Annotated in this window: 23 protein-coding genes and 2 tRNA genes; 13 read left to right on the top strand and 12 right to left on the bottom strand. The window is 71.8% G+C overall.

Annotated elements, in window-relative coordinates:
• The first annotated feature begins 1 nt into the window (after position 1).
• Positions 2-72: transfer RNA gene (locus DVK05_RS11235), tRNA-Pro, on the top strand.
• Between the two features lie 365 nt (positions 73-437).
• Here the strand turns inward: DVK05_RS11235 and DVK05_RS11230 are convergent.
• Together DVK05_RS11230 and DVK05_RS11225 are read right to left on the bottom strand one after the other, a co-directional pair.
• A complete protein-coding gene (locus DVK05_RS11230; RefSeq protein WP_394338859.1) occupies positions 438-1,613 on the bottom strand; it encodes a DNA cytosine methyltransferase in 1,176 nt (391 codons plus the stop codon).
• Between the two features lie 123 nt (positions 1,614-1,736).
• On the bottom strand, positions 1,737-2,351 hold the full coding sequence (locus DVK05_RS11225; protein WP_121563435.1) for a carbonic anhydrase: 615 nt from the start codon (positions 2,349-2,351) through the stop codon (positions 1,737-1,739).
• 210 nt (positions 2,352-2,561) lie between these two features.
• On the opposite strand from DVK05_RS11225, the gene DVK05_RS11220 reads away from it, so the two are divergent.
• Positions 2,562-2,635: transfer RNA gene (locus DVK05_RS11220), tRNA-Phe, on the top strand.
• A gap of 73 nt (positions 2,636-2,708) precedes the next feature.
• Here DVK05_RS11220 and DVK05_RS11215 read toward each other — a convergent pair.
• The 3 genes from DVK05_RS11215 to DVK05_RS17345 all read right to left on the bottom strand — a co-directional run bounded on the left by DVK05_RS11215 (position 2,709) and on the right by DVK05_RS17345 (position 4,852).
• A complete protein-coding gene (locus DVK05_RS11215) occupies positions 2,709-4,010 on the bottom strand; it encodes a vWA domain-containing protein (protein WP_121563434.1) in 1,302 nt (433 codons plus the stop codon).
• A 296-nt stretch (positions 4,011-4,306) separates the two neighbouring features.
• Positions 4,307-4,594, bottom strand: a complete 288-nt coding sequence (locus DVK05_RS11210) for a zinc ribbon domain-containing protein (protein ID WP_121563433.1) — start codon at positions 4,592-4,594, stop codon at positions 4,307-4,309.
• Between the two features lie 87 nt (positions 4,595-4,681).
• Positions 4,682-4,852: a hypothetical protein gene (locus DVK05_RS17345; protein WP_199712319.1), complete on the bottom strand. Its 171-nt coding sequence runs from the start codon at positions 4,850-4,852 to the stop codon at positions 4,682-4,684.
• 59 nt (positions 4,853-4,911) lie between these two features.
• Here DVK05_RS17345 and DVK05_RS11205 point away from each other — a divergent pair, with 59 nt between their 5' ends.
• Both DVK05_RS11205 and DVK05_RS11200 read left to right on the top strand, forming a co-directional pair.
• Positions 4,912-5,631, top strand: coding sequence for an HAD family hydrolase (locus DVK05_RS11205; RefSeq protein WP_121563432.1), 720 nt, complete (start codon positions 4,912-4,914; stop codon positions 5,629-5,631).
• A complete protein-coding gene (locus DVK05_RS11200; protein ID WP_121563431.1) occupies positions 5,628-6,623 on the top strand; it encodes a phosphotransferase family protein in 996 nt (331 codons plus the stop codon). Before DVK05_RS11205 ends, DVK05_RS11200 begins: the two co-directional genes overlap by 4 nt.
• A 63-nt stretch (positions 6,624-6,686) precedes the next feature.
• On the opposite strand, the gene DVK05_RS11195 is transcribed toward DVK05_RS11200, so the two are convergent.
• The gene (locus DVK05_RS11195; RefSeq protein WP_121563430.1) at positions 6,687-7,277 is read right to left on the bottom strand and encodes a hypothetical protein; all 591 of its coding nucleotides are present in this window, start codon (positions 7,275-7,277) and stop codon (positions 6,687-6,689) included.
• Positions 7,278-7,462: 185 nt separating this feature from the next.
• Here DVK05_RS11195 and DVK05_RS11190 point away from each other — a divergent pair, with 185 nt between their 5' ends.
• Positions 7,463-7,657 (top strand): cold-shock protein, encoded by a 195-nt coding sequence (locus DVK05_RS11190; RefSeq protein ID WP_004599158.1) that lies wholly within the window; start codon positions 7,463-7,465, stop codon positions 7,655-7,657.
• Between the two features lie 183 nt (positions 7,658-7,840).
• Here DVK05_RS11190 and DVK05_RS11185 read toward each other — a convergent pair whose 3' ends face one another.
• Positions 7,841-8,155: a 2Fe-2S iron-sulfur cluster-binding protein gene (locus DVK05_RS11185; RefSeq protein WP_053770221.1), complete on the bottom strand. Its 315-nt coding sequence runs from the start codon at positions 8,153-8,155 to the stop codon at positions 7,841-7,843.
• Positions 8,156-8,315: 160 nt separating this feature from the next.
• Between DVK05_RS11185 and DVK05_RS11180 the strand changes: the two genes are divergently transcribed.
• From DVK05_RS11180 to DVK05_RS11165, 4 genes are all read left to right on the top strand, one after another.
• Positions 8,316-9,386, top strand: a complete 1,071-nt coding sequence (locus DVK05_RS11180; protein ID WP_121563429.1) for a hypothetical protein — start codon at positions 8,316-8,318, stop codon at positions 9,384-9,386.
• Between the two features lie 90 nt (positions 9,387-9,476).
• On the top strand, positions 9,477-9,860 hold the full coding sequence (locus DVK05_RS11175) for a DUF5611 family protein (RefSeq protein ID WP_121563428.1): 384 nt from the start codon (positions 9,477-9,479) through the stop codon (positions 9,858-9,860).
• Positions 9,861-10,042: 182 nt separating this feature from the next.
• Positions 10,043-10,501, top strand: a complete 459-nt coding sequence (locus tag DVK05_RS11170; protein WP_121563427.1) for a universal stress protein — start codon at positions 10,043-10,045, stop codon at positions 10,499-10,501.
• Between the two features lie 87 nt (positions 10,502-10,588).
• A complete protein-coding gene (locus tag DVK05_RS11165; protein WP_121563426.1) occupies positions 10,589-11,566 on the top strand; it encodes an ROK family protein in 978 nt (325 codons plus the stop codon).
• Between the two features lie 27 nt (positions 11,567-11,593).
• Here DVK05_RS11165 and DVK05_RS11160 read toward each other — a convergent pair whose 3' ends face one another.
• The gene (locus DVK05_RS11160; protein WP_121563425.1) at positions 11,594-12,604 is read right to left on the bottom strand and encodes a PrsW family intramembrane metalloprotease; all 1,011 of its coding nucleotides are present in this window, start codon (positions 12,602-12,604) and stop codon (positions 11,594-11,596) included.
• Positions 12,605-12,768: 164 nt separating this feature from the next.
• Between DVK05_RS11160 and DVK05_RS11155 the strand changes: the two genes are divergently transcribed.
• The 3 genes from DVK05_RS11155 to DVK05_RS11145 all read left to right on the top strand — a co-directional run bounded on the left by DVK05_RS11155 (position 12,769) and on the right by DVK05_RS11145 (position 18,704).
• Entirely contained in the window at positions 12,769-13,161 is a 393-nt protein-coding gene (locus DVK05_RS11155) for a hypothetical protein (RefSeq protein ID WP_121563424.1), read from the top strand.
• A 2-nt stretch (positions 13,162-13,163) separates the two neighbouring features.
• On the top strand, positions 13,164-14,666 hold the full coding sequence (locus DVK05_RS11150) for a DUF402 domain-containing protein (RefSeq protein WP_121563423.1): 1,503 nt from the start codon (positions 13,164-13,166) through the stop codon (positions 14,664-14,666).
• Between the two features lie 183 nt (positions 14,667-14,849).
• A complete protein-coding gene (locus tag DVK05_RS11145) occupies positions 14,850-18,704 on the top strand; it encodes a glycoside hydrolase family 97 catalytic domain-containing protein (RefSeq protein WP_121563422.1) in 3,855 nt (1,284 codons plus the stop codon).
• 36 nt (positions 18,705-18,740) lie between these two features.
• Here the strand turns inward: DVK05_RS11145 and DVK05_RS11140 are convergent, their stop codons facing one another.
• From DVK05_RS11140 to DVK05_RS11130, 3 genes are all read right to left on the bottom strand, one after another.
• On the bottom strand, positions 18,741-19,076 hold the full coding sequence (locus DVK05_RS11140) for a NifU family protein (RefSeq protein ID WP_053770229.1): 336 nt from the start codon (positions 19,074-19,076) through the stop codon (positions 18,741-18,743).
• A 136-nt stretch (positions 19,077-19,212) separates the two neighbouring features.
• The gene (locus DVK05_RS11135) at positions 19,213-19,551 is read right to left on the bottom strand and encodes a hypothetical protein (RefSeq protein WP_121563421.1); all 339 of its coding nucleotides are present in this window, start codon (positions 19,549-19,551) and stop codon (positions 19,213-19,215) included.
• Positions 19,552-19,639: 88 nt separating this feature from the next.
• Positions 19,640-20,254, bottom strand: coding sequence for a 2Fe-2S iron-sulfur cluster-binding protein (locus tag DVK05_RS11130; RefSeq protein WP_121563420.1), 615 nt, complete (start codon positions 20,252-20,254; stop codon positions 19,640-19,642).
• Between the two features lie 146 nt (positions 20,255-20,400).
• Here DVK05_RS11130 and DVK05_RS11125 point away from each other — a divergent pair, with 146 nt between their 5' ends.
• A complete protein-coding gene (locus DVK05_RS11125) occupies positions 20,401-20,883 on the top strand; it encodes an RNA-binding protein (protein WP_121563419.1) in 483 nt (160 codons plus the stop codon).
• Between the two features lie 28 nt (positions 20,884-20,911).
• Here DVK05_RS11125 and DVK05_RS11120 read toward each other — a convergent pair whose 3' ends face one another.
• Positions 20,912-21,130 carry a YgaP-like transmembrane domain gene (locus DVK05_RS11120; protein ID WP_121563418.1) on the bottom strand — a complete coding sequence of 73 codons (219 nt, stop codon included), beginning with the start codon at positions 21,128-21,130 and terminating at the stop codon, positions 20,912-20,914.
• Positions 21,131-21,136: the final 6 nt, after the last annotated feature.

Here is a 21,136-nt window from a genome sequence, read left to right as displayed (position 1 = left end):
AGGGACCGTAGGTTAGTGGTATACTCCGAGCCTTGGGTGCTCGTGACCCCGGTTCGAATCCGGGCGGTCCCACTTCTACTGCGAACAGTCCGTGAGCAGTGGCTATGACAGAGAGACGCCGGCGCGTGCCTGCGAGCGGCCGGAGCGAACGCGGAGGCCGCGAGACAGCACGCGCGAGGGAGTCAGTCGCCGGAGCGAAGCGGAGGCGACTGACGAGGCTGGGGAGGTGAGAGGTGCGGTCGCGGTGCTGTGGGGTGGGACCCAAAGGGGCAGCCGGGAGGACGAAGCACGGCGCAGTAAGCACCGCAGGGAGCGAGTGTAACGAGCGACCGAGGAGCGCAACGAGCCGCGCGAGTCGTCCCGGCTGGGGCTTTGACGGTGGTCACCGTGGAGGTAGCAGCGACCTAAATCGAAGCTCTGTGACCCTGAAAACCGTCTCACGCCAGATCAGTCAGCGACTGCTGCTCGTACACGTCGGGGTCGGCGGGGGGCGCGTCGCGGACCTCGGGGAAATACTCCAAGAGCTGATTCGCCAGCTCCTCGCCGAGCCGGACCGGGACCGCGTTGCCGATCTGTTTCAGCACGTCGGTCTTCGTCCCCTCGAAGGCGAAGTCGTCGGGGAACGTCTGGAGCCGCGCCATCTCGCGGGGCGTGAGGTAGCGGTCCTCGGTCGGGTGGATGAAGACGTTCGTGCTCACCGTCAGCGACGGCTCGTCGGGGTCGAGCCGCCGAAGGTACGTCCCGTAGCGCTTGACGATCTCCGGCTCGTGGGGACAGGTGTCTGTGTCCTCGCAGTCGCAGCGGTACTTCTTCGTCTTCAGGCGGTCGGGGAGGTCGCGGTAGTAGCCGCCCGGGGGGACGTGGCGGATGCGTTCGAGCGTCTTCTCGCCGGTATCCGCGTACGTCATGTTCGGGAGGTCGTCGGTCGCGTCGGCGAGCGCCTCGCCCGCGGTGCGCCAGTGGCCCTCGGGCGTCGTCGGCTCGGGGAAGCGGATCGGCACGTCGCGGTCGGTCCCGATGAAGAAGATCCGGCGGCGCTTCTGGGGGACGCCGTACTGCTCGGCCTCCAGCACCCGGTACTCGCACTTGTAGCCGTGGGCCGCGAACTCCTCGACGATGAGGTCCTTCACGAACCGGTCGTCGCTGGTCTGCCGGTTGATCAGGTCGCGGACGTTCTCCATCAACACCAGCTGCGGTTCGAGGACGGAGACGACCCGGAGGAACTCCTCGAAGAGGGTGTTCCGGCGGTCCTTCTCCATCTCGTCGAGCTCGATCTGCTCGTTGTTGAGCCGGCTGAAGCCCTGACACGGCGGGCCGCCGATCACCACGTCGACGCCGTCGGGGGCGTAGCCGGCGCCGGCGACGGCCTCGCGGATCGCCGGGGCGTCGAGTTCGCGGACGTCGCCGTCGAGGAACTCGGTGTCGTCGAAGTTACGGCGGTACGTCTCCGCGGCCGGCTCCCACTGGTCGCTCCCGAGGGCGACGTCGAAGCCGGCCCGCTCGAAGCCCAGGTCGAGGCCGCCGCAGCCGGAGAAGAAGCCGGCGACGACCGGCGCGTCGGCGTCGTCGCTCGCGGCGTCCGATCCGGAGCCGGCGTCGCCGTCAGCGCCCACCGACACCACCTCGGCCGACCGCGAGCGCGCGTGCTCGGTCCATTCGTGACGGGGTTCGCCGCGGGCGCATAAAAACGTCACACCTCGGGCGAGGGGACGCGGAGCCTCGCCGGAGTCCGGCGGTCAGGCCTGTCGCTCGCTGATCGCTTCGGCGATCCGCTCGTCGGGGCGGCGGAGCTCGCCGGACTCGACCTCGTAGACGTAGCCGGAGACGGTCGTGTCGTCGGGGATGAACTCGGACTCGCGCAGGTACTCGACCTGCGCGGCGCAGGCGGCGTCGATGTCGTCGGTCATCTTCACCCAGTCGAGGAGGTCGGCGTCGCCAATGTCCAGCTCCGGGAGGGAGGGATCGAGGTCGGCGTCGTCGAGGTCGCCGGCCTGCGCTTCGAGCCCCTCGCGGATCGCCTCGTCGGGCGCGCTCATCATCCCGCAGTCGGTGTGGTTGATCACGACGATCTCGTCGGTGTCGAAGAAGTTCGTCGTGAGCGCGGCCGACCGGATCACGTCGTCGGTCACCTTGCCGCCGGCGTTGCGGAAGACCTGCGCGTCGCCGAGGTCGATGCCGAGCGCCTCCTCGATCGGAATGCGTTCGTCCATACAGGCGACGACGAGGAGGTTCTCGTCGGTCGGAATTCCCTTGCGGCGGCGGCGCGCCCAGTCGTCGCGCGCGTCGACCGCGGCGTCGAGCGCCTCGTGGTGAGCGTCGTGGTCGTGACCGTCGTGGTCGTGCGAGGTCATCGATCGATCGAAGGGGCGCGAACAAGGGGGCGATTGCGGAAACCACGATCCGCGCCGTCGCCCCGGATCGGCGGCGATATCGTCCGACGCCTGAGACGCGAAGCGGCCCGGACCGGGCCGGACCCGACTGGGGGAGGCGTGACCGGGAACCGATCGGGGCGCCGCCTTTCGAAATCCTTTTGTCTCGAATCGGCGTTGGTCCGAGTGCGAGCCGCCTTAGCTCAGACTGGGAGAGCACTCGACTGAAGATCGAGCTGTCCCCCGTTCAAATCGGGGAGGCGGCATGGCTTCTTTACACGAATCGCATTCGAGAGTTCCGACTGAAGATCGGGCTGTCACGCGACGGTGCCGACCGGCTTAGCGCCGACCGCGAGAGGATCGCCCGCCGCGAGAAGACTGCCCGCCGCGAGAGGACCGCCCGCCGCCCGGGAAGCGCTCCAGCGCCTCGGTCGCGGCCGCCTCGGTACAGTAGAACGCCACGAAGCTGATCGCGAACTTCTCGCCGTTGGTGGTGCCGACGGTGACGCTCCCGTCGGTGGCTTGGAGGGACTGGACCTCCAGCTCCCGGCCGCTCTTGACCAGGGCGTAGAGGTCGCAGTACTCCGTCTCGAAGGTGGCGCTCATCGGCTCGAACGCCTCGCCCGCCTTGCTCGTGAAGGACCCGGCGGCGTACGCGACGTCGTCGGCGGAGCCCGATTCCAGGACGAAGTCGGCCGCGATACACTCGCCGGTGTCGGGGTCGGTCTCGACGCAGTCGAACTCGTACTTCGCGAGCCGGCCGTCGGCGGTGCAGTCGGTACACTCGGCACAGACCTCGCTGATGAGCGATTCCAGCTCCGCGCCCAGGTTCGACGCCTCCCGGACGGCGACGAAGTCGTCGGGGGTGCTGGCGATCTCGTCCCGGAGGTAGTCGTCGAAGCCGGCGACGTTCTCGCCGATGCCGACGGCGATGACGCGGCGCCCGGCGGCCGTGATCGCGGTCGCGGTGGCGGCGGTCTCGTCCAGCTCGCCGGGTTCGCCGGCGACCCCGTTCTCGCCGCCGCTCGATCCGCCCGTGTACGCGAACGTGCCGTAGGGGAACGTCGTGTCGTCGGCCGGCGGCGAGGCGCCATCGCCGACGACCCCGTTCTCGTAGTTCGGCCCGCCGTCGGTGATCAGGACGACGATCTCTTTCCCGCCGCGACCTTCCTGGTCGAGGATCGCGTTGGAGAAGTCCAAGGCGCCGGGCATGTGCGTCGCGTTCTCTTGCGGCGGGGCGCTCGCGGGCACGCCGCCCCGGACGGCCGAGACGTTGCTCGCGGTCGCGGGGGCGAGGAGGTTCCCCGACCCGTACGCGAACGCTGCGGGCGCGTCGCCGAACGTGACGAGACCCAGCTGAACGTCGTCCGGCACGACACCGAGGAAGCTGTCCACGCCGCTCTGGATGTCGCCCCAGGTGCCGGCGGACCGTATCGAGCCCGAATAGTCGAGCGCGACGACGACGTCGACCTCGCCGCCGCAGGTCTCGATAAGGTGGTCGTCCGCGGCGGCGGATCCGGTGGCGAACGGCAGACCGGCTCCGCCGATCGCGAGCGCGCCGACCGCGCCCGTCGTGCGGAGGACGCTGCGTCGCGAGATGGGAGCGGTCCGGGTCGGTTCGGTTGTGGCTTCGGGTGTCATGGTGCGTGCGTACCGGGTCCCGAATGCGTGATCGGGGCGAACCGCGAGATCGGGCGAAATATCGATTCACAGGCGCGTAACGGTCGATCTCGGTCGCACCGCGGCCGGGAGCCAGGTAGTTGCAGGCACGTACGCCTCGCGACGTCGTAAGTATGGTTCGCCGGCCCGCTTCGGCCGTCCGCCGCCGGTCCGGTCGCGAAACAGCGACACCCGAGCCCGGTAGGAGGGTAATACCGGGTCGCCGCCGGCGCGGTCGGCGCGTGCCGGACGGCGCCGGGACGGCGACGAGAGCGGAGTTACGCCCCGGGACCGAGCGGCGCCGCGCACTCGCGACAGAACGCGAACGACGCGTCGTTCTCGGCGCCGCACTGCGGACAGGTCGACCGCGACGCGGCCTCGGGGTCGGGCGGCTCGCGGTCGTACTCCGGGTCCCTGGTGTACCGGTCGAGCTCCCCCTCGCGTCGCTTGCGGCGGCGCTCGCGCCCCTCGCGGAAGATCCGGACGAGGGCGCGGCCGCCGACGGCGAGCGCGACGAGCAGCAGCGCGCCGGCCGCGACGAGGTAGACCGTCCCGACGTCGAGCATGGGACGGCTACGGACCGGAGACGTAGATATTGTTGGGTGTCACCACGGCGCGTGGCGAGCACCGACCCGGGCGGTTTCGACCGGGGCTCACTCGTCGCCCACGAAGACGGTCGCGAGCCGGTCGCCGCAGTCCGGGCAGTCCAGCGTCTGCCACGTCTCGGGGTCGAGGTCGCCGAACGGTTCGGAGCGGCGGGCGTCCGCGGCGGCGACGCGCGCGCCGCACGTCTCGCAGTCGTACGTGTCCTCGGAGTCGGCCATCGTCGGGGCTACGGGCCGGTCGCCGAAACCGACTTCGCCGCGCGGCGCCACCTCCGCCCATGAGCCGGTTCGCGGCGGTCGCGTTCGACCTCGACGACACGCTGTGCCGCCACGACCACGACGTGGACGCCCTCTACCGACGGGCGTTCGAGCGGGCGGGCGTCGAGCCGTTCGGGGAGCCGTCGGAGCTGTGGCCCCTCCTCGACGGGCCGCCGGACCCCGACGACCGGGTCGGGTACCTCGGCGCGGGGTTCGCGCGGCTGGCGGCCCAGCACGGCCGGGACGTGGACCCCGTCGCGCTCGCGGCGGCGTTCGAGGCGGTCGCGGACGAGTCGCGGGTGGCGTACCTGCCGGGCGCCGCCGACGCGCTGGCCGCCGCGGCGGCCGCGGGCCCCGTGGGCGTGCTCACGAACGGGCCCGAGGCGCGCCAGCGGGCGAAGGTGGAGGCGCTCGGGCTGGCCGACCGCGTCGACGCGATCGTGTACGCCGGGGACCTCCCGCGCCGGAAGCCCCACGCGGAGCCGTTCGAGCGGCTGGCGGCGGCGCTGTCGGTCGACCGGCGAGAGATGCTGTACGTCGGGAACTCGCTGGCGTACGACGTCGCCGGCGCGCACAACGCCGGCCTCCGGTCCGCGTGGCTCCGGCGGGACCCCGACGACGCGGCGGCCCCGTACCGCCCGGACTACGTCGTCGACTCGCTGGACGAGGTGGCCGCGCTGCTGACGGCGGACGGCGGGGCGAGAGACGAGGCGGCGGCCCGGACGGAGGGGGACGAGTGAGCGACGCGGTCCGCGAGCGGGCCCTCGCGGCGACGCGCCCGGGGGCGACGCCCGTCAGCGTCGAGCCGTTGGGGCGGGGGAACCGCAAGCGGACGGAGGTGGTGCGGTTCGCGGCCGAGCCGCCGGTCGTCGTCCAGTGCTCGGAGGCGCCGGGGGCGACGAGGACCGAGGCGGCGCTGCTGGCGGCGATCGACGCGCGGACCGACGTGCCCGTCCCCCGGCCGCTCGGCGACGGCGTCGTCGACGGCACCGGGTGGCTGGTCACGCCGCTGATCGAGGGGCGCGACCTCCACGAGGCGTTCGTCGACCTCGACCCGGCCGACCGGCGCGGGGTCGCGCGCGCCTTCGGGCGGTTCCTCTCGACGCTCCACGAGGCGTTCCGGTTCCCCGGATGCGGGGCGCTGACGGCCGACGAGTCCCCGGCCGACGAAGCGACGAGAGCGGAGTCGACCCCCGGGCGCGACCGGTCGCTGTCCGTCGGCGACCCCGCGGACGCCGCGGAGTGGGTGCGGCGGTTCGGCGAGCGGCACGCGGCGCGGCTGCCGGCCGACTTCGACGACCTCCGGGAGCGGGTCCGGGACGCGCTCCGGGGGCCGATCGGGGCCGACGGCGACCCGCGCCTCTTCCCGTGGGACTTCCGCCCCGGGAACGCCCTCGTCGCGGACGGCGCGGTGACGGCCGTCCTCGACTGGGAGGCGCCGCTCGCGGCCCCGCCCGGCGTGTCCGTCGCCAAGGCGGAGCACCTCGTCGTCGACTGGTACGTGCCGGGGGACGAGACCGGACCGCTCCGCCGGGCCTTCCGCGAGGGGTACGAGTCGGTCGCCCCGCTGCCGGCGGTCGAGCGCGCGCACCGCGCGGCCGCCGTCGCGAGCGCGGTCGTCGACGGCGGGGGCGCGGTGACGAACCCGCGGTACCCGCCGGTCGACCGGGACGCGGCCGTCGAGTTCCACCGCGCGGCGCTCCGTCGGGCGCTCGACGGGAGCGACGGCTGAGCGGGGAGAGGGAGGCGCGGCCGTCGAGATGGGGAGACGGGAGCGGGCTGAGAGGGCGGGGAGTCAGTACAGCGCCGTCGCCGCGAGGATCCCCGCGGTCTGCCCGAGGCCGACGAGCGCGATGCCCGCGACGACGCCCGCCTGAGTGCCCGCGAACGCGGCGGCGGCGGCGCCCGCGACCGAACAGGCGGCGGCGACGCCGTGGACCGCCGACCGCCGCCCGTCCGGGTCGCGCAGGGCCGTGTAGCCGAACGCGGGCGCCGGCAGCAGCATCCAGCCGTAGAAGGCGACGGCGAGGAGCGCGTCGGCCGGGACCGCGGCCGCGAGCGCCGGCGCGACGCCGTCGCGCGCGAGGAACCCAGCGACGCCGGCGACCGTGACCGGCGTCCCGGCGAGGATCACGAGCTTCCACGCGCGGAGGACGCCCGCCGCCATGTCGCGCCACGAGGCGGCGACGAAGGCGACGAGCAGGACGCTCATGACGACGTGCGCGACGAACAGCGCGTGCGCGGAGACGAGGCCGACGACCGCCCCCGCGGCGACCCCCCACGCCGCCGGGACCAGCAGGGCGGGGCCGTTCTCGCGGAGGAGCAGCCCGGGGCCGTCCGCTCGGTGCGCGTGAGACACACGCGCCGCTTTCGCGGCCGGACGCATAAACGTCCGCGTCGGAAGGCCCGTCGGAGAACTCGACGGATCGACCGGCGTCGGAGCGAGAATCCGCCGTGCGGTCAAGATTCGCCCCGGAAAGCGGGGTTTTTCGAAAACGAACGTTCAGCGAGCGTCGTGGTAACTGTACACTCGCAATTCTTATGCCGGGTCGGGGCCTCTCTACATTCGCAATGGCGACCGGAAAGGTTGATTTCTTCAACGACACTGGCGGCTACGGATTTATTGAGACTGACGACGCGGACGACGACGTGTTCTTCCACATGGAAGACGTCGGCGGCCCGGACCTCGAAGAGGGCCAGGAGCTCGAGTTCGACATCGAGTCCTCCGAGAAGGGCCCCCGCGCGACCAACGTCGTTCGGCAGTAAGCCGATCCGAAAGGTGGGTCGGTCCGGCTGACGCCGAACGCGACTCTGACACACGGTACCAAACGTTTTCGTCCGCGTCGCGGGCTCACGTCCGCCGCGGCCGTATTTTAGCCTCGACCAGCGCGGCGCTCGTCGCGCGCCGTCGAGCCTCGAAGAGAGTCCGTGAGAGCGGCGCGTCCGCGCTCAGATGTGCTGTCCGAAGAGCCCGCGGCCCTTCGTCACGGTCACGTCACCCTCGACTTTCGTCTGACAGGCGAGGCGGACGTCGTGGTTCGGGTGGTGCGGCGGGAGCCAGAGGCGGGCGCGCTCCTTCTTGCTCGGCTCGCTGACCTCCCCCTCGACCTGGACCGCGCAGGAGCCGCAGGACCCGGCGCCGCGGCAGTTGAGCTGTTCCATCTTGCCGTTGTAGACGGAGAGACCGGCCTCTTTGAGCACGTCGCGGAGGTTGGCGCCCTCCTCGCACTCGATTTCCTCGCCCTTGTAGGATACAGTAGGCATGTCGAACGAGGGTACGCGAGCGATCCACAAAGAGTCTGTGTCCGCGGGGCGCGGGGCCGGACCCGGACGGGACGCCGGCGTCGAGCGGCGATACCGGTCGTGTGCCGAGCGTCGGACGCCGACGGGGCGTTTTTTACCCTCGGCACCGCAGGGTGGCACAATGGGACTCAGGTGTCTGCTCGGACACGACTTCGGCGAACCCGAACTCCAGCGCGAGCGCGAGGAGGAGGGCGACGAGGTCGTCACGACCGTCAAGGAGGTGAAGACCTGCGCTCGCTGCGGCGAGACGCAGATCGTCAGCGAAAACACCGAGGTGACGACGATGGAGCAACTGGCGGACGAGGCCGCCGCGAACGCGGACGCCGGGAGTGACCCGGGCGCGACCGCGACGCCGGCGGGCGGCCCCGCGCCGGACGCCGACGACGGGGCGGCGCCGGGGACCGTCGACGGGGACGACGCCGCGGCCGGCAGCGGGGGGCTGACGCTCGACGAGGAGCCCGGCGCCGGGAGCGACGACGCCGTGATCCTCGACGACGGCGCGGCGGGCGACGAGGGAGCGGAGGCGCCGCCGCGGGGCGAGGACGGCCCGGCCGACCCGAGCGCCGCGGGCGCGTCGGACGCCGCGACGGAGTCGGATCCGGCGGACGAGGACGCGGAGCTGTTGGACGCCGGCGGGGAGTCGGCGGCCGCGTCCTCGCCCGCGGCCGACGCCGAGCCGGAGGGCCAGCCGACCGAGGAGGCGGACGCCGAGACCGACGACGGCGTGATCCTCGACGAGGAGGCGGCGGACGCCGACGACGACAGGGAGCGCGGCGCGTGGCCGTCCGTCGACGAGGCGGACGCCGAGGCGGGCGGGTCGACCGCCTGGCCCGACCACGGCGGCGAGGACGAGGGGTTCAGCGCGGAGGTCGGCGAGGGCGGCGACGCCGAGGTGGAGTTCGGCGGCGGGCTCACCCCGGAGGCCGCGGATCGGCCGGAAGACGGGGAGCAGACGGAGTACGTCGAGGCCCCGGACGACGGCGAGGCCGTCTCGTTCGACGCCGGCGACGCGGGAGAGACCGGCATCACCCGCGGCGAAAGCCCGGACCTGGAGACGATGGGGGACGACGAGCCGACGGAGTACTACTGCCCCGAGTGCGGGATGGTCCGGGCCGCCGACGGGAGTTCGATGCGCGCGGGCGACATCTGCCCGGAGTGCAAGCGCGGGTACGTCGACGAGCGGCCGCGGTAGTCGGGGGTTAAAAGGGGGCGCGTTCCCGGGCGAACCGGCGGAGCGGCCGTGACGAAACTGGTTTACGCCGGCCTGTCGAACGGTCGCGGCATGAAGGAGTACAAGATGCGACGCGGCGAGCATCTGGACGACCGCATGCCGGACCTGAAGGGCTCGATCGAGGAGTACTTCGGCGAGGTCACGGGCACCGAGGAGTGGGAAGGCCACGAGCTGTACGTCGTCTCGGACCCCGACAACCCGGTGTTCGAACGGATCGTCGCGGGCGCCGCCGAGTACGGGAGCAAGAAGGACAAGCTGGCGGTCCACTTCGAGGAGCGGCCCGCCGAGGACGTCATCGCCGAGGGCAACGCCGACGCCGCCGCCGACGCCGTCGACGCGAAAAACGAGTTCCTCCTGGAGGCGACCGGCCGCGACGCGAAGTCCCGCCGCGACTCGCTGAAGCGCGAAGTCGAGGACGACGCCCCCGACTACTGACCGGACCCCGCCGCCGTTTCTCGTCGACGCCCCGTTCCCGGAGCCGACGGCTTCGCGTTCGATCGGCCGGTAGTCCCGACGGCGCGCGCCGGGGAGAGTGTCAGGATCGATCGATTAAATGTTTATTCAGATTTGAGTTAAAACTCCGCCAATCTTAACTCGGTCGGGGACGAAAGGCCTGTATGAGCATCGAGACGGTCGTGCTGGCGGTCGGGAGCGCAGACGAGAAACGGACCGAGCGGCTCGCGAACGAGCTCATCGCGCTCGCGGGGCCGGCGGACGCCGAGGTCGTGTTGACCCACGTGTTCGACGAGGAGGAGTTCGACGAGACGCGCGCGCGGCTCGGCTTCGACGCGGACGCGGAGAACGCGACGCCCGACGCGGTCGCGGGGCGACACAGGACCACCCGGGAGCTCTCGAACCTCCTCTCGGCGGCCGGCGTGCGACACTCGATCCGCGGCGCGGTCGGCGACCTCGCGACCGAGGTCGTCGAGACCGCAGAGGGGGTCGAGGCCGACCGCGTCGTCGTCGGCGGGCGCCGGCGCTCCCCGACCGGGAAGGCCGTCTTCGGCAGCGCGGCCCAGGAGGTCATGCTCTCGGCGCCGTGTCCGGTGACGTTCGTCCGCGAGACCGCCTCGTAACGCCGTTTCGCGCCGGCGCGCTTCTTTACCCCCGCTCGACCGCCCGAAGCGTCCCGCTTAAGTGAGACGGGGTCGCGCTTACACCCGATGTACTACGTGGGCGTCGATCTCGGGGCGACGAACGTCCGAGCGGTCGTCGGCGACGAGACCGCGGCCGTCCTCGGCGCCGCGTCGCGAGGCACCCCGCGAGGACCGAACGGCATCGCCGTCACCGAGGCCGTTTTGGAGGTGGTCCGGGGGGCCTGTACCGACGCGGGGATCGCGCCGACCGAGGCGGTCGCGGCCGGGATCGGCTCGATCGGCCCGCTCGACCTGGCGGAGGGGGTCGTCCAGGGCCCGGCGAACCTCCCGGACACCGTCGAGCGCATCCCGCTCGTCGGCCCCGTGGGCCGGCTGCTCGACACCGACGAGGTGTACCTCCACAACGACACCATCGCGGGCGTCATCGGCGAGCGGTTCCACTCCGAGCGCAACCCCGACGACATGGTGTACCTCACCATCTCCTCGGGGATCGGCGCCGGGGTGGCCGTCGACGGCAACGTGCTCTCCGGGTGGGACGGCAACGCCGGCGAGGTCGGCCACATGACCGTCGACCCGCACGGGTTCATGACCTGCGGCTGCGGGCTCGACGGCCACTGGGAGGGGTACTGCTCGGGGAACAACATCCCGAACTACGCCCGCGAGCTACACGAGGAGGACCCGATCGAGACGAGCCTCCCGATCGAGGACCCCGACTTCTCCGCGGTCGACGTGTTCGAGGCCGCGGGCGAGGACACCTTCGCCGACCACGTGATCGACCAGGTCGCCCACTGGAACGCCATGGGGATCGCCAACGTCATCCACGCGTACGCCCCGCTCGTCGTGAGCGTCGGCGGCGCGGTCGCGCTCAACAACCCCGACCGCGTCCTCGACCCCATCCGCGAGAAGCTCCCGGAGATGGTGTTCATCAACGTCCCGGAGGTGCGGCTCACCGACCTCGGCGACGACGTCGTGGTGAAGGGGGCGCTCGCGAGCGCGCTGACGGACGGCACCGGCGACCGCTCGCGGGTCGAGACGCCGCCCTGACGGCGGCGAGCGGGTCGGGTCGGCGGACTACTGTTCGAACTCGTCGAGCTCCGGCGCCACGTCCTCGCCCACCGCGTCGCGCGTGTCGAGGTACGCGTCGCGGTACCGCCAGATCTTCCGGAGGAGGACGTACCCGAACGTGCCCTGGAACACGAGGACGAAGCCGAACAGCGCGACGACCTGCGGGAGGCCGAGCAGCCCGGAGGCGACGCCGGTGACCGGGCCGACGAGCGTGTTGTACAGCGCGTGGATCGCCGCCGCGAGGACGAGCCCCTTGACGATGATCGGGCCGCGGTTCTCGGGGTTGAACTTCGCGAGCCCGAGGTAGTAGCCGGCGAACGCCGAGTAGACGACGTGGCCCGGGCCCGCGAGCGCCCGGAGCGCGGCGATGCCGTCGCCCGCGCCGAGCGTCGCGATGCCCACCGACAGCTCCGCCATGTCGACGTTCTGGGCGATGTAGACGAAGTTCTCGATGACGACGAAGCCGAGCCCCGCGAGGGCGCCGTAGACGGCCCCGTCGATGACGGCGTCGAAGCGGTCGTCGGTGTACGCGTACAGCCGCACCGCGAGCAGCTTCACCGTCTCCTCTATCGGGCCGACGACGACGAAGAAGAACACGACGAGCCCGAGGAAGCCGAACGGCCGGAAGTACGGCTGGAGCACGCTGTTCAGTATCGCCGCGAAGGTGGCGGTGAGGATGGAGAGCAGGAACGTCGCGACGAGCAGCGACAGCGGCTCGGCGGTCGTCACGTCGGACCGGTACACGTACGCGGCCAGGCCGAGGGCAGGGACGGCGGAGAGCCCGAGGAGGATGGCGATGGCGGGGTCGAAGATGAGCCCCAGCCCGAACGAGCCGAGGATCGCCAGCAGCCCGACGAAGGCGACGAAGACAATCCCGGCCTTCGCCGACCGCGTCAGCAGCCAGTAGAGGGCGACCGACAGCCCGTCGAGGGAGGTCCGCTCCTCCCAGGTCGCGACGTCGTAGAGGTCGCGGTCGTCGTCGGCCCGGGACGCGATCGGGTCCTGCTCGGATGGCATGCGAGCGGATTACCCCCGCGGTGACTTAATCGTCGGTGTCGGCGGAAGACTCGCGGGGAGGCGAAGGCGGCGCCGGCCCGGACCGCGCGGCGGCGGTGGATCGGAACTGGGGCGCGGGGCGACGCGGCCGACAGGATTGAAACGGCGGCGCCCGAAGGCGGGGTATGCACTTCGATCCTCGGGTCCAGCGCGCCCTCCGCGAGGCCGGGCTGGACGCGGACGCCGTCGCGAACGCCTCGGACCGCGTCGCCGAACTCGTCGCGCGGGACGCCGACCGCCTCCGGTCGTTCTTCGGCGCGGGGGGCCCCTACTACTCGGACATGGAGATGGCCCACAGCGCGGACGCGATCCAGGAGCACCCGACCGCCGAGGTCGACCTCTTCACCCACGGGAGCGACCTCCGCGGCTACCTCTCGCTCGACGGCTGGGGCGTTCCGGTCGAGGACGGGCGGGTCCTCCGGGAGGACGACGGCGGCGCCCCGGTCGTCGTCGAGCTCTCGCTCGGCGACACGGTGAACGACCGGGTGCGGTTCGCGCGCGAGCGCGGGGAGCTGTGACGATGGCGCGGGCCCGCGTCCGCGGCATCTACGCGACGGCGCTCACCGCGCGCCTCCTCGACGCCGGCCACGAGGTGGTCGACGCCTCGCCCCCGATCCGTCGGCGGTTCGACGCCGCGTTCGGGACCGACCCGCCGGACGTTCGGATCGAGACGAGCGGCGACCGGCAGGGCGTCGGCGCGCACGGTGACCCGGACGCGCTCGGCGCGGTCCGCGACCTCCTGACCGACGCCGGCCGCGACGCGCTCGCGTGGGCGGACCCGGCGCCGCCCGGCGCGGTCCTCGACGGCGAGGTGACGGAGACGCTCGGCGGCGGCGCCGTCGTCGACCTCCGGGTCGGCGGCGAGGGCGGAGAGAGCGGCGAGGGCGAGGAGGCGGCCAGCGCGCCCGCTACCGCCGCCGAGGGGTACCTCCCGTACAGCGCGGTCGACGCCCGGGTGGAGACGGGGGACGCGGTCCGCGTCCAGGTGCGCGAGTACGCGGCGCCGTGGACCGACCGGCGACCGGAGCTCGCCGGGGAGCTGCGGGTCGGCGGCGACCTCGTCGCGCTCGAACCGGGCTCCGGGACGCGGGTCGACGTCCGGGACGACGAGGCCGCCCGCGAGCTGTCGGGGATGCTCGACCTGCTCGACCTCGACCCGCCGGACGGGTGGCGCGCGGTGTGGCGACCCCCCGCGGTCGACGCCGACACCGAGGCGCTGAGCGCGGGCCTCGACGCGGCGGTCGACGCGGCCGAGGAACTGCGCGCCGCGGTCGCCTCGGGAGACGGGAGCGAATCCGGGCTCGGCGTCCTCGACGACCGGGGACGGCTCCGGGACGCGCCGGTCGCCGCACCGAACGCGGGCGTCTGGGTCTGGTTCGGCCGCGAGAGCCGGTCCGGACTCGACGACGCGCGCCGGACCGCGACCGCGACGATGCCGGGCCACCACCGCGTGAAGGCGGGGTCGGCGGACGCCTCGGCCGGGGTCGACCTCGCGGAGGCGCTCTGCGAGCCCGCCCCCGACGCCGAGTTCCCGTTCGCGGTCGTGACCGACGCGTTCGGCCCGCGCGAGGGCGACGCGCTCCGGATCGACCACGGGAAGCCGGACGGGCGGCTGATCACCCTCGGCGAGGCGACCGTCACCGGGGTCGACCCGGACGGGACCGTCACCGTCGAGCGGGAGATGAGCGGCGGCGGCACCTACGACGGGCTCGGGGTCGACCGCGTCGCCGGCGACGTCGCCGAGACGAGCCTGAAGGAGGGGCGCTGGTGGTACCCGACGACGTACCGCGGCCGCGACGGGAGCGTCCGCGGGACGTACGTCAACGTCTGTACGCCCGTCGAGGTGTTCCCCGACGCGGCCCGCTACGTGGACCTCCACGTCGACGTGGTGAAGCGGCCGGACGGGACGGTCGAGCGCGTCGACGACGACGAGCTCGACGAGTCGGTCGCGGCGGGGACTGTCCCCGAGCCGCTGGCCGAGAAGGCGCGGCGCGTCGCGTCGGCGCTGGAGAACGCGCTGTAACGACCGGCCCGCGGACCGCGCGGCGATCGACGGGAGGCGTCGACTCGGTCGTTTCGAAATCCAATCACTTCGATTCGTTACAATAGCATTATTATTCATCGTATACACGGTGCTGACGGAATGCGTGAGAAACGATCACAGCAAACGTTGAGCGGGACGACACGCCGCGGCTTCCTCGGGAGCGTGGGGGCGCTGGTGGCGGCGGCCGCCTACTCGCGGGACGTGTCGGCCGACGACGCCGCGCCGGTGGCCAACGACGCCGACGACCCGGTTCAGACGATCGAGTCGCCGGACGGGTCGATCGCGGTGACGGTCGACGTCTCGGACGGCGTCCCGACCTACGAGGTCGCGCGGAACGGGACGACCTACGTCGGCCCGTCGCGGCTCGGGTTCGACTTCCGGAACCAGCCGGCGTTCGGCGCGAGCGCCGAGGGCTCGGACGGGCCGGTCGCGGTCACCGGGACGCTCCGCGCTGTCTCGACCGAGGAGTGGGAGCCGGTGTGGGGCGCCTACGACGAGGTCGAGGCCGAGTACAACGCCATCAGCGTCGGCCTTGCGGACGCGGCCGCCGACGGCTCCCCCGCCGAGGACGGCCGCACCGCCACCCTCCAGGTCCGCGTGTTCGACGACGGGATCGGGTTCCGGACGGTGCTGCGCGAGGAGTTCGCGAGCAACTCGGAGAAGGCGGTGATCGACGCGGAGAACACCGGGGTCGACTTCGCGGACGACTACGACGCCTGGTGGATCGCGAACGCGGTGACGAACCCGCGGTTCGAACAGGAGTACGCCGAGACGCCGCTGTCTGAGATCCCGAGTGGTACCCGGTCCACGCGACCGACGAACACGACGATCCGAGAGGGCGCGCACACGCCGCTCACCGTCGACGCGGGCGACGCCTACCTCAGCGTCCACGAGGCGAACCTCGACGACTACGCGGCCGCGACGCTCGCGCCGCGGAGCGACGGCGGCGGGACGGCGTTCGCGACCGAGCTCACCCCGCTGCCCGACGGGTCGCGGGCCTCGCTCGACCTCCCGGCGGCGACGCCGTGGCGGACGATCCAGGTCGTCGACCGGCCGGGGGAGCTGATCGAGTCGCAGCTGGTGCCGCTGCTCTCCGACCCGCTCGACGAGGAGGCGCTGCCGACCGCCGGCGGCGCGCCCGACACCGACTGGATCGAGCCCCGCAAGTACGTCGGCATCTGGTGGACGATGATCGCGGGGCAGGCGAACTGGGAGTACAAGACCGACGACGAGGTCGCGAACGACGGCGGGAACCCGGCCGCGTACGTCCACGGCGCGCGCACCGAGCGCATGAAGCGGTACATGCGGTTCGCCAGCGAGAACGGCATCGACAGCGTGCTCGTCGAGGGGTGGAACCGGGGCTGGGACACCTACCCCGGCGACGGCACCGGGTTCGGCTTCGGCGTCGGCGACTCCTATCCCGACTTCGACGTGCCGGAGGTGACCGGATACGGCGCGGACCTCCCCGACCCCGTGGAGATGACGATCCACAACGAGACGGCGGGCAACATCCCGCAGTACGAGTCGGCCGTCCTCGACGAGGACGTGTTCGCGGGCTACGAGGCCGAGGGGATCAACTCGATCAAGAACGGGTACGTCTCGGACCCCGGGCTCGGCATCGACGGCGACGGCGCCGCCGCGACCCACAACCAGCACAACCAGCTCGCGGTGAACCACCACCGGCTCGTGATCCGCGAGGCGGCCGCGAACCGCCAGCTGTTGGAGATCCACGAGGGGATCAAGCCGACCGGCGAGATCCGCACCTACCCGAACGTGGCGAACCGCGAGGTCGTCAAGGCCCAGGAGTACGACGGGTTCGGCCAGCTCGGCTCGAACGTCGGCCGCGACCACCACGTCACGCTGCCGTTCACGCGGAACCTCGCCGGCCCGGTGAGCTACCAGCCGGGCATCTTCGATATCACCTTCGGCGACGACCGCGGCGACCAGATCCAGACGACGCGGGCGAAGCAGCTCGCGATGTACCCGACGTACCTCAGCGGCCTCCAGATGGCCGCCGACCGGATCGAGGGCTACGTCGACGAGACGTTCGGGGTCGGCGAGGCGCTCCAAGCCGCGGCCGGCGACCTCGACGGCCTCGTCACCGACGACTCCTGGCGGAACGCGTTCGGCACCAACTTCGTCGCCGTCGACCCCAACCGCGCGCCCAGCGGGTCGTCGGTCTCGTTCGCGGTCGAGGACGTGCCGAGCGGCGGGACGTACGACCTCCACCTGCGCTACGCGAGCGACGCCGAGGAGAACGCGGGCCGCGTGATCGACGCCGGCACGCCCCGGGCGACGCTGCGCGTCAACGACGCGCGCGAGACCATCGAGCCCGACTTCACCGACTACTGGGACGACTGGCAGGTGTTCACGACCGAGGTCGAGCTCGACGCGGGCGACAACGAGGTCGCGATCGAGCTCGACTACGAGAGCGGCGACGACGGCTTCAGCGGCGACGTGGGCGGGTTCAACCTCAACGCCGTCGCCGTCACCGAGTCCGGCGAGCCGTCGCCGGTCCCGGCCGAGTACGAGGGGTACGTCCCCGAGAACGAGAACTTCGACGCCGAGCCCGAGTTCGGCTTCATCGAGTCGGTTCCGGCCGCCGGCTGGGACGAGACGCGCGTCGTCGGCGCCGCGATCGGCGACTACCTCGCGATCGCCCGCCGGCACGGCGACGAGTGGTACGTCGGCGCCATGACCGACGGCGACGGCCGCGCGGTCGACGTGCCGCTCGACTTCCTCGCGCCGGGGAACTCCGGCGACGCCCCCGGCAACTCCGGCGACGCGCCGGGGCGCGGCAAGGGGAAGGGCAAGGGCCGCGGCAGCGGCAAGGGCAACGGAAACGGCCGCGGGAGGGGCCGGAACGGGCCGAAGTACGTCGCGGAGATCTACTCGGACGCGGTCGGCACCGGCGTCGACCGCGACCCGACCGGAGTCCGCATCGACGAGGCGGTGGTCGACCCGTCGACCACGCTGCTCGCGTCGCTCGCGCCGAGCGGCGGGACGGCGGTGAAACTGCGCCCGGCGCGGGGCCGCGAAGTCAAGCGGCTCCCGGAGTACGAGCGGCCGGAGCAGGAGTTGACGGTCGACATCGCCGACGAGGCCGACCTCAACGAGTCGTTCATCACGGCGACCGGTTCCAACGACACCGATTTCGTCGGGGGTACCACGGTAGAGATCGTCCTCGATGGCGAGGTCGCGGCGGTCGGTAACGTCAGACTCCCGCCGAACACGACGGACGAGACGGTGGATGTCGGCTTCAGCACCGCACGGATCGGGACTTTCGACGTTGTCGTCCGCGAAGCCGACAGCGGCGACGAACTGGCCTCGGAGAGCGTTACGATCGCTCCCGGCGACCTCGTCGCCGAGTTCACCGACCCGCAGGGCGACGACGACGGGCCGGGAGGGTACACCTACCCCACGGGCGGCGACTTCCAAGACGGCGCGTTCGACCTGCGCTCGTTCCGGGTTCTGGAGACGGACGAAGAGTACCGGTTCGCCTTCGAGGTGGAGAACCTGTACGACACGTTCGGCGGGACGTTCTCGCCACACTACTTCCTCGTCTACCTCCGCGATCCCGACGCGAGCGGCGGGCGGACGACCGCGCTCGACGACCTCGGGCTCACCGCTGAGTTCGCACAGCCGTGGCAGTACCGGCTCGACGCCAGCGGGTTCGGTACGGGCTTCGTCGACGCGAACGGAGAGAGCGTCGCCACGCCGGAGGTGTTCGCTAGCTTCGAGTCGAACACGGCCGTAGTCTCGATCCCGAAGTCGGCGGTCGGCGACGCCGATATTGCGGACTGGGAGGTGGTCCCGATCGTCGGGTCGGAGGACCGAGGGAGCCTGCGCGGAATCGCGGTCGAGGCGAGCACGTTCGTCTTCGGCGGCGCCAAGCAGGACGCCGTCGGGAACACGCCCCGCGTGATCGACATGATCACGCCGGAGGGCGTCTCGCAGTCCGACGCGCTCGCCTACGACGCCAATACGCTCGCGTCGCTGCCGTTCACGCCGCTGTAGGGGAGAAGAGAGACGCGACGGGAGCGCCCGTCGCGTTCAGAAGTGGTTCGCGGACTCGGTCTCGTGTTTGAGTTCGCCGCCGCGGCCGCCCTCGACGGTGGAGGCACCGTTGTCGCCGGAGGAGGCGGTCCGGACGGTCACGTCGTCGACCTCCTCGAAGTCCATGATGAGGTCGCGGCGGATGTTGTCGGCGGTGATGTTCGAGATGCCGCACCCGGAGCAGGTGCCGCCGAGTTCGACGACGACCTCGCCGGTCTCGGGGTCCGCCTCGCGCACGACGCTCGTGCCGCCGTGCATCTGGATGATCGGCATCTGTCCGACCATCCACTGCTCTACCCGGTCCGCGAGGCTCTCGTCGCTCTCGTCGCTCATTACCCCTCGTACATCGCCGACGGTATGGAAAGTTGCGGTTTACGAGCGGCCCGACGCGCCGAAAGGAACTGTGTCATCGTCGATGAGACGGAACGGCGCCGAGAGGGACCGCGACGGGGCGCGTCCGCGTCGCCCGCTATCGCTCCGGGTCGTCGCCCGAGTCCGCCGACTCCCCGGACTGGCTGGGGAGTTGCGTGGGGTCGGCGGCGGCGTCGCCGTTCATCGAGTCGTCGCGTTCGAGCAGGTAGAGGAGCGGGCCGAGCGCGGTCAACACGAGGACGCCGGGGAGCGGGGCGTCGGGCACGAGGACGAACGTGACGAGGCTCGCGCCGCCGGTGAGGACGACGAGCGCGGCCCAGGTCGCCGGCGAGCCGAGGTCGACGCCGACGCGGGCGGCGTCGCGGTAGACGGCCGCGGCGATCAGCGCGACGGCGACGGCCCCGCCGCCGCCGACGAGCGCCGTGGTGACGGTCATGCGAATGGTTGGAGCGAGACGCGAAAAAGGGTGTCGCGAGCGGACGCGGTGAGAGAAGACGGAAGGGGGAGCGGGAGAGAGCGCGGCGCTACGGCGCCTCGCCGGTCTCGATGCTGAAGGAGTCGCGGGGGTAGGCGACGCAGGTGAGCGTGTAGCCGTCGTCGATCTCGGCCTCTTCGAGCATCTGCTGGTTGTCGTGCTCGACGAAGTCCTCGCTCGGCCCGTCGGCGATCCGGCCGGCACAGGAGACGCACTGGCCCTGCCGGCAGGCGTACGGGAGGTCCCAGCCCTCGTCTTCGCCCTGTTCGAGGATGGGCTCGTCGTTGGAGAGCTCGACCGTCTCCCCCTGCTTGACGAACTCGACCTCGAAGTACTCCACCTCGTCTTCGGGGATGTCGCCGGGACCGGAGCTGACGGTGCCGCCCTCTTCGAGCTCGCCCTCCTCTCCTTCGGCGCCGCCGGCCGGGATGGCGCCGCCGCCGCCACCGCCGCCGACCGCGCGGTTACCCGGCTCCGGGAACTCCGTCTCGGGGACCGCGGACGCGCGGTGTTCGAGGACTTCTTCCGAGATGTCGGTCGTGGGTTCCCACCCCGTCCCCTTCACCGAGGTGACGAGGACCACGAGCAGCGTCGCGACCGCCGCGAGCACGATCGCTGGGGGATTCACGATCGCCACGAGCACGATCGCCAGTGGGTTGAGCATACGAAGGGATATGGAGAGGTGGTTTAAGGCCGTTTTGATCGGTCCAACGAGTCGAGACCGGCCTCAGGGGCGACAGCGCGGAGCGATCGCCGACCGCCACGGCGGGGAGCGGTCCATTTATCGGCCGAGCGGTCGACGGGACGCGCATGGAAGTGAAATCCCGGCACCACCTCCGAAGCGACGAGATCACGGCGATCCGCGAGGCGGTCGCCGACCACCTCGGGGTCGACATCGAGGGGGACACCTTCGAGTTCGTGGAGTTCGTCGACGCCGGCTACGAACTCGTCTTGGTGGACGGCGACCCCGCCGTCTTCTACGTCGACGACGACGAGCCGTTCCTCACCGTTCGGGGCGCGAACGACTTCGACCCGGAGACCGGCGTCGTCACCGTCGACGCCGGCGCGATCTCGTTCGTCTCCGACGGGGCCGACGTGATGCGCCCGGGCATCGTCGAGGCCGACGAGACGATCCGGGAGGGAGACCTAGTCGTGATCGCCGAGGAGACCCACGGGAAGGTGCTGGCCGTGGGCCGCGCCCTGGCCGACGGCGACGAAATGGTCGGCGACAGCGGGAAGGTGGTCCAGTCGATCCACCACGTCGGCGACGACCTCTACGAGTTCTCGGTCTGACCTGACCGCCCCGCGGTCGGTCGGAGCGTCAGTCGACCGGACAGCGGTCGATCCCGAGCGCCCGGTACAGCAGACACCGGCGGGTGGCGCCCTCGACGACCAAGACGACGCCGATCACGCCGAGGCCGACCGCGGAGAAGACCGGGACGCTGATCGCTCCGAGGGCGACGGCGACCGCGAGGACCGCGACGGCGACCCCCGCGACGACGCGGACGAGGGCGTCGATCCGACCGACGTTGCGCTTCATACGCGT

The sequence above is a fragment of the Halorubrum sp. Atlit-8R genome, assembly GCF_003666025.1.
In the GTDB taxonomy this organism is placed as follows: domain Archaea; phylum Halobacteriota; class Halobacteria; order Halobacteriales; family Haloferacaceae; genus Halorubrum; species Halorubrum salinarum.
The sequence above is the reverse complement of the archived record's forward strand: the minus strand, read 5'-3'. Positions and strand labels throughout refer to the sequence as shown.

Coding starts and splice junctions, on each gene's coding strand:
- DVK05_RS11225 (WP_121563435.1), bottom strand. CDS start 2,351: ATGACCTCGCACGACCACGACGGTCACGACCACGACGCTCACCACGAG.
- DVK05_RS11215 (WP_121563434.1), bottom strand. CDS start 4,010: ATGACACCCGAAGCCACAACCGAACCGACCCGGACCGCTCCCATCTCG.
- DVK05_RS11210 (WP_121563433.1), bottom strand. CDS start 4,594: ATGCTCGACGTCGGGACGGTCTACCTCGTCGCGGCCGGCGCGCTGCTG.
- DVK05_RS17345 (WP_199712319.1), bottom strand. CDS start 4,852: ATGGCCGACTCCGAGGACACGTACGACTGCGAGACGTGCGGCGCGCGC.
- DVK05_RS11205 (WP_121563432.1), top strand. CDS start 4,912: ATGAGCCGGTTCGCGGCGGTCGCGTTCGACCTCGACGACACGCTGTGC.
- DVK05_RS11195 (WP_121563430.1), bottom strand. CDS start 7,277: ATGCGTCCGGCCGCGAAAGCGGCGCGTGTGTCTCACGCGCACCGAGCG.
- DVK05_RS11190 (WP_004599158.1), top strand. CDS start 7,463: ATGGCGACCGGAAAGGTTGATTTCTTCAACGACACTGGCGGCTACGGA.
- DVK05_RS11185 (WP_053770221.1), bottom strand. CDS start 8,155: ATGCCTACTGTATCCTACAAGGGCGAGGAAATCGAGTGCGAGGAGGGC.
- DVK05_RS11180 (WP_121563429.1), top strand. CDS start 8,316: ATGGGACTCAGGTGTCTGCTCGGACACGACTTCGGCGAACCCGAACTC.
- DVK05_RS11175 (WP_121563428.1), top strand. CDS start 9,477: ATGAAGGAGTACAAGATGCGACGCGGCGAGCATCTGGACGACCGCATG.
- DVK05_RS11170 (WP_121563427.1), top strand. CDS start 10,043: ATGAGCATCGAGACGGTCGTGCTGGCGGTCGGGAGCGCAGACGAGAAA.
- DVK05_RS11165 (WP_121563426.1), top strand. CDS start 10,589: ATGTACTACGTGGGCGTCGATCTCGGGGCGACGAACGTCCGAGCGGTC.
- DVK05_RS11160 (WP_121563425.1), bottom strand. CDS start 12,604: ATGCCATCCGAGCAGGACCCGATCGCGTCCCGGGCCGACGACGACCGC.
- DVK05_RS11155 (WP_121563424.1), top strand. CDS start 12,769: ATGCACTTCGATCCTCGGGTCCAGCGCGCCCTCCGCGAGGCCGGGCTG.
- DVK05_RS11150 (WP_121563423.1), top strand. CDS start 13,164: ATGGCGCGGGCCCGCGTCCGCGGCATCTACGCGACGGCGCTCACCGCG.
- DVK05_RS11140 (WP_053770229.1), bottom strand. CDS start 19,076: ATGAGCGACGAGAGCGACGAGAGCCTCGCGGACCGGGTAGAGCAGTGG.
- DVK05_RS11135 (WP_121563421.1), bottom strand. CDS start 19,551: ATGACCGTCACCACGGCGCTCGTCGGCGGCGGCGGGGCCGTCGCCGTC.
- DVK05_RS11130 (WP_121563420.1), bottom strand. CDS start 20,254: ATGCTCAACCCACTGGCGATCGTGCTCGTGGCGATCGTGAATCCCCCA.
- DVK05_RS11125 (WP_121563419.1), top strand. CDS start 20,401: ATGGAAGTGAAATCCCGGCACCACCTCCGAAGCGACGAGATCACGGCG.
- DVK05_RS11120 (WP_121563418.1), bottom strand. CDS start 21,130: ATGAAGCGCAACGTCGGTCGGATCGACGCCCTCGTCCGCGTCGTCGCG.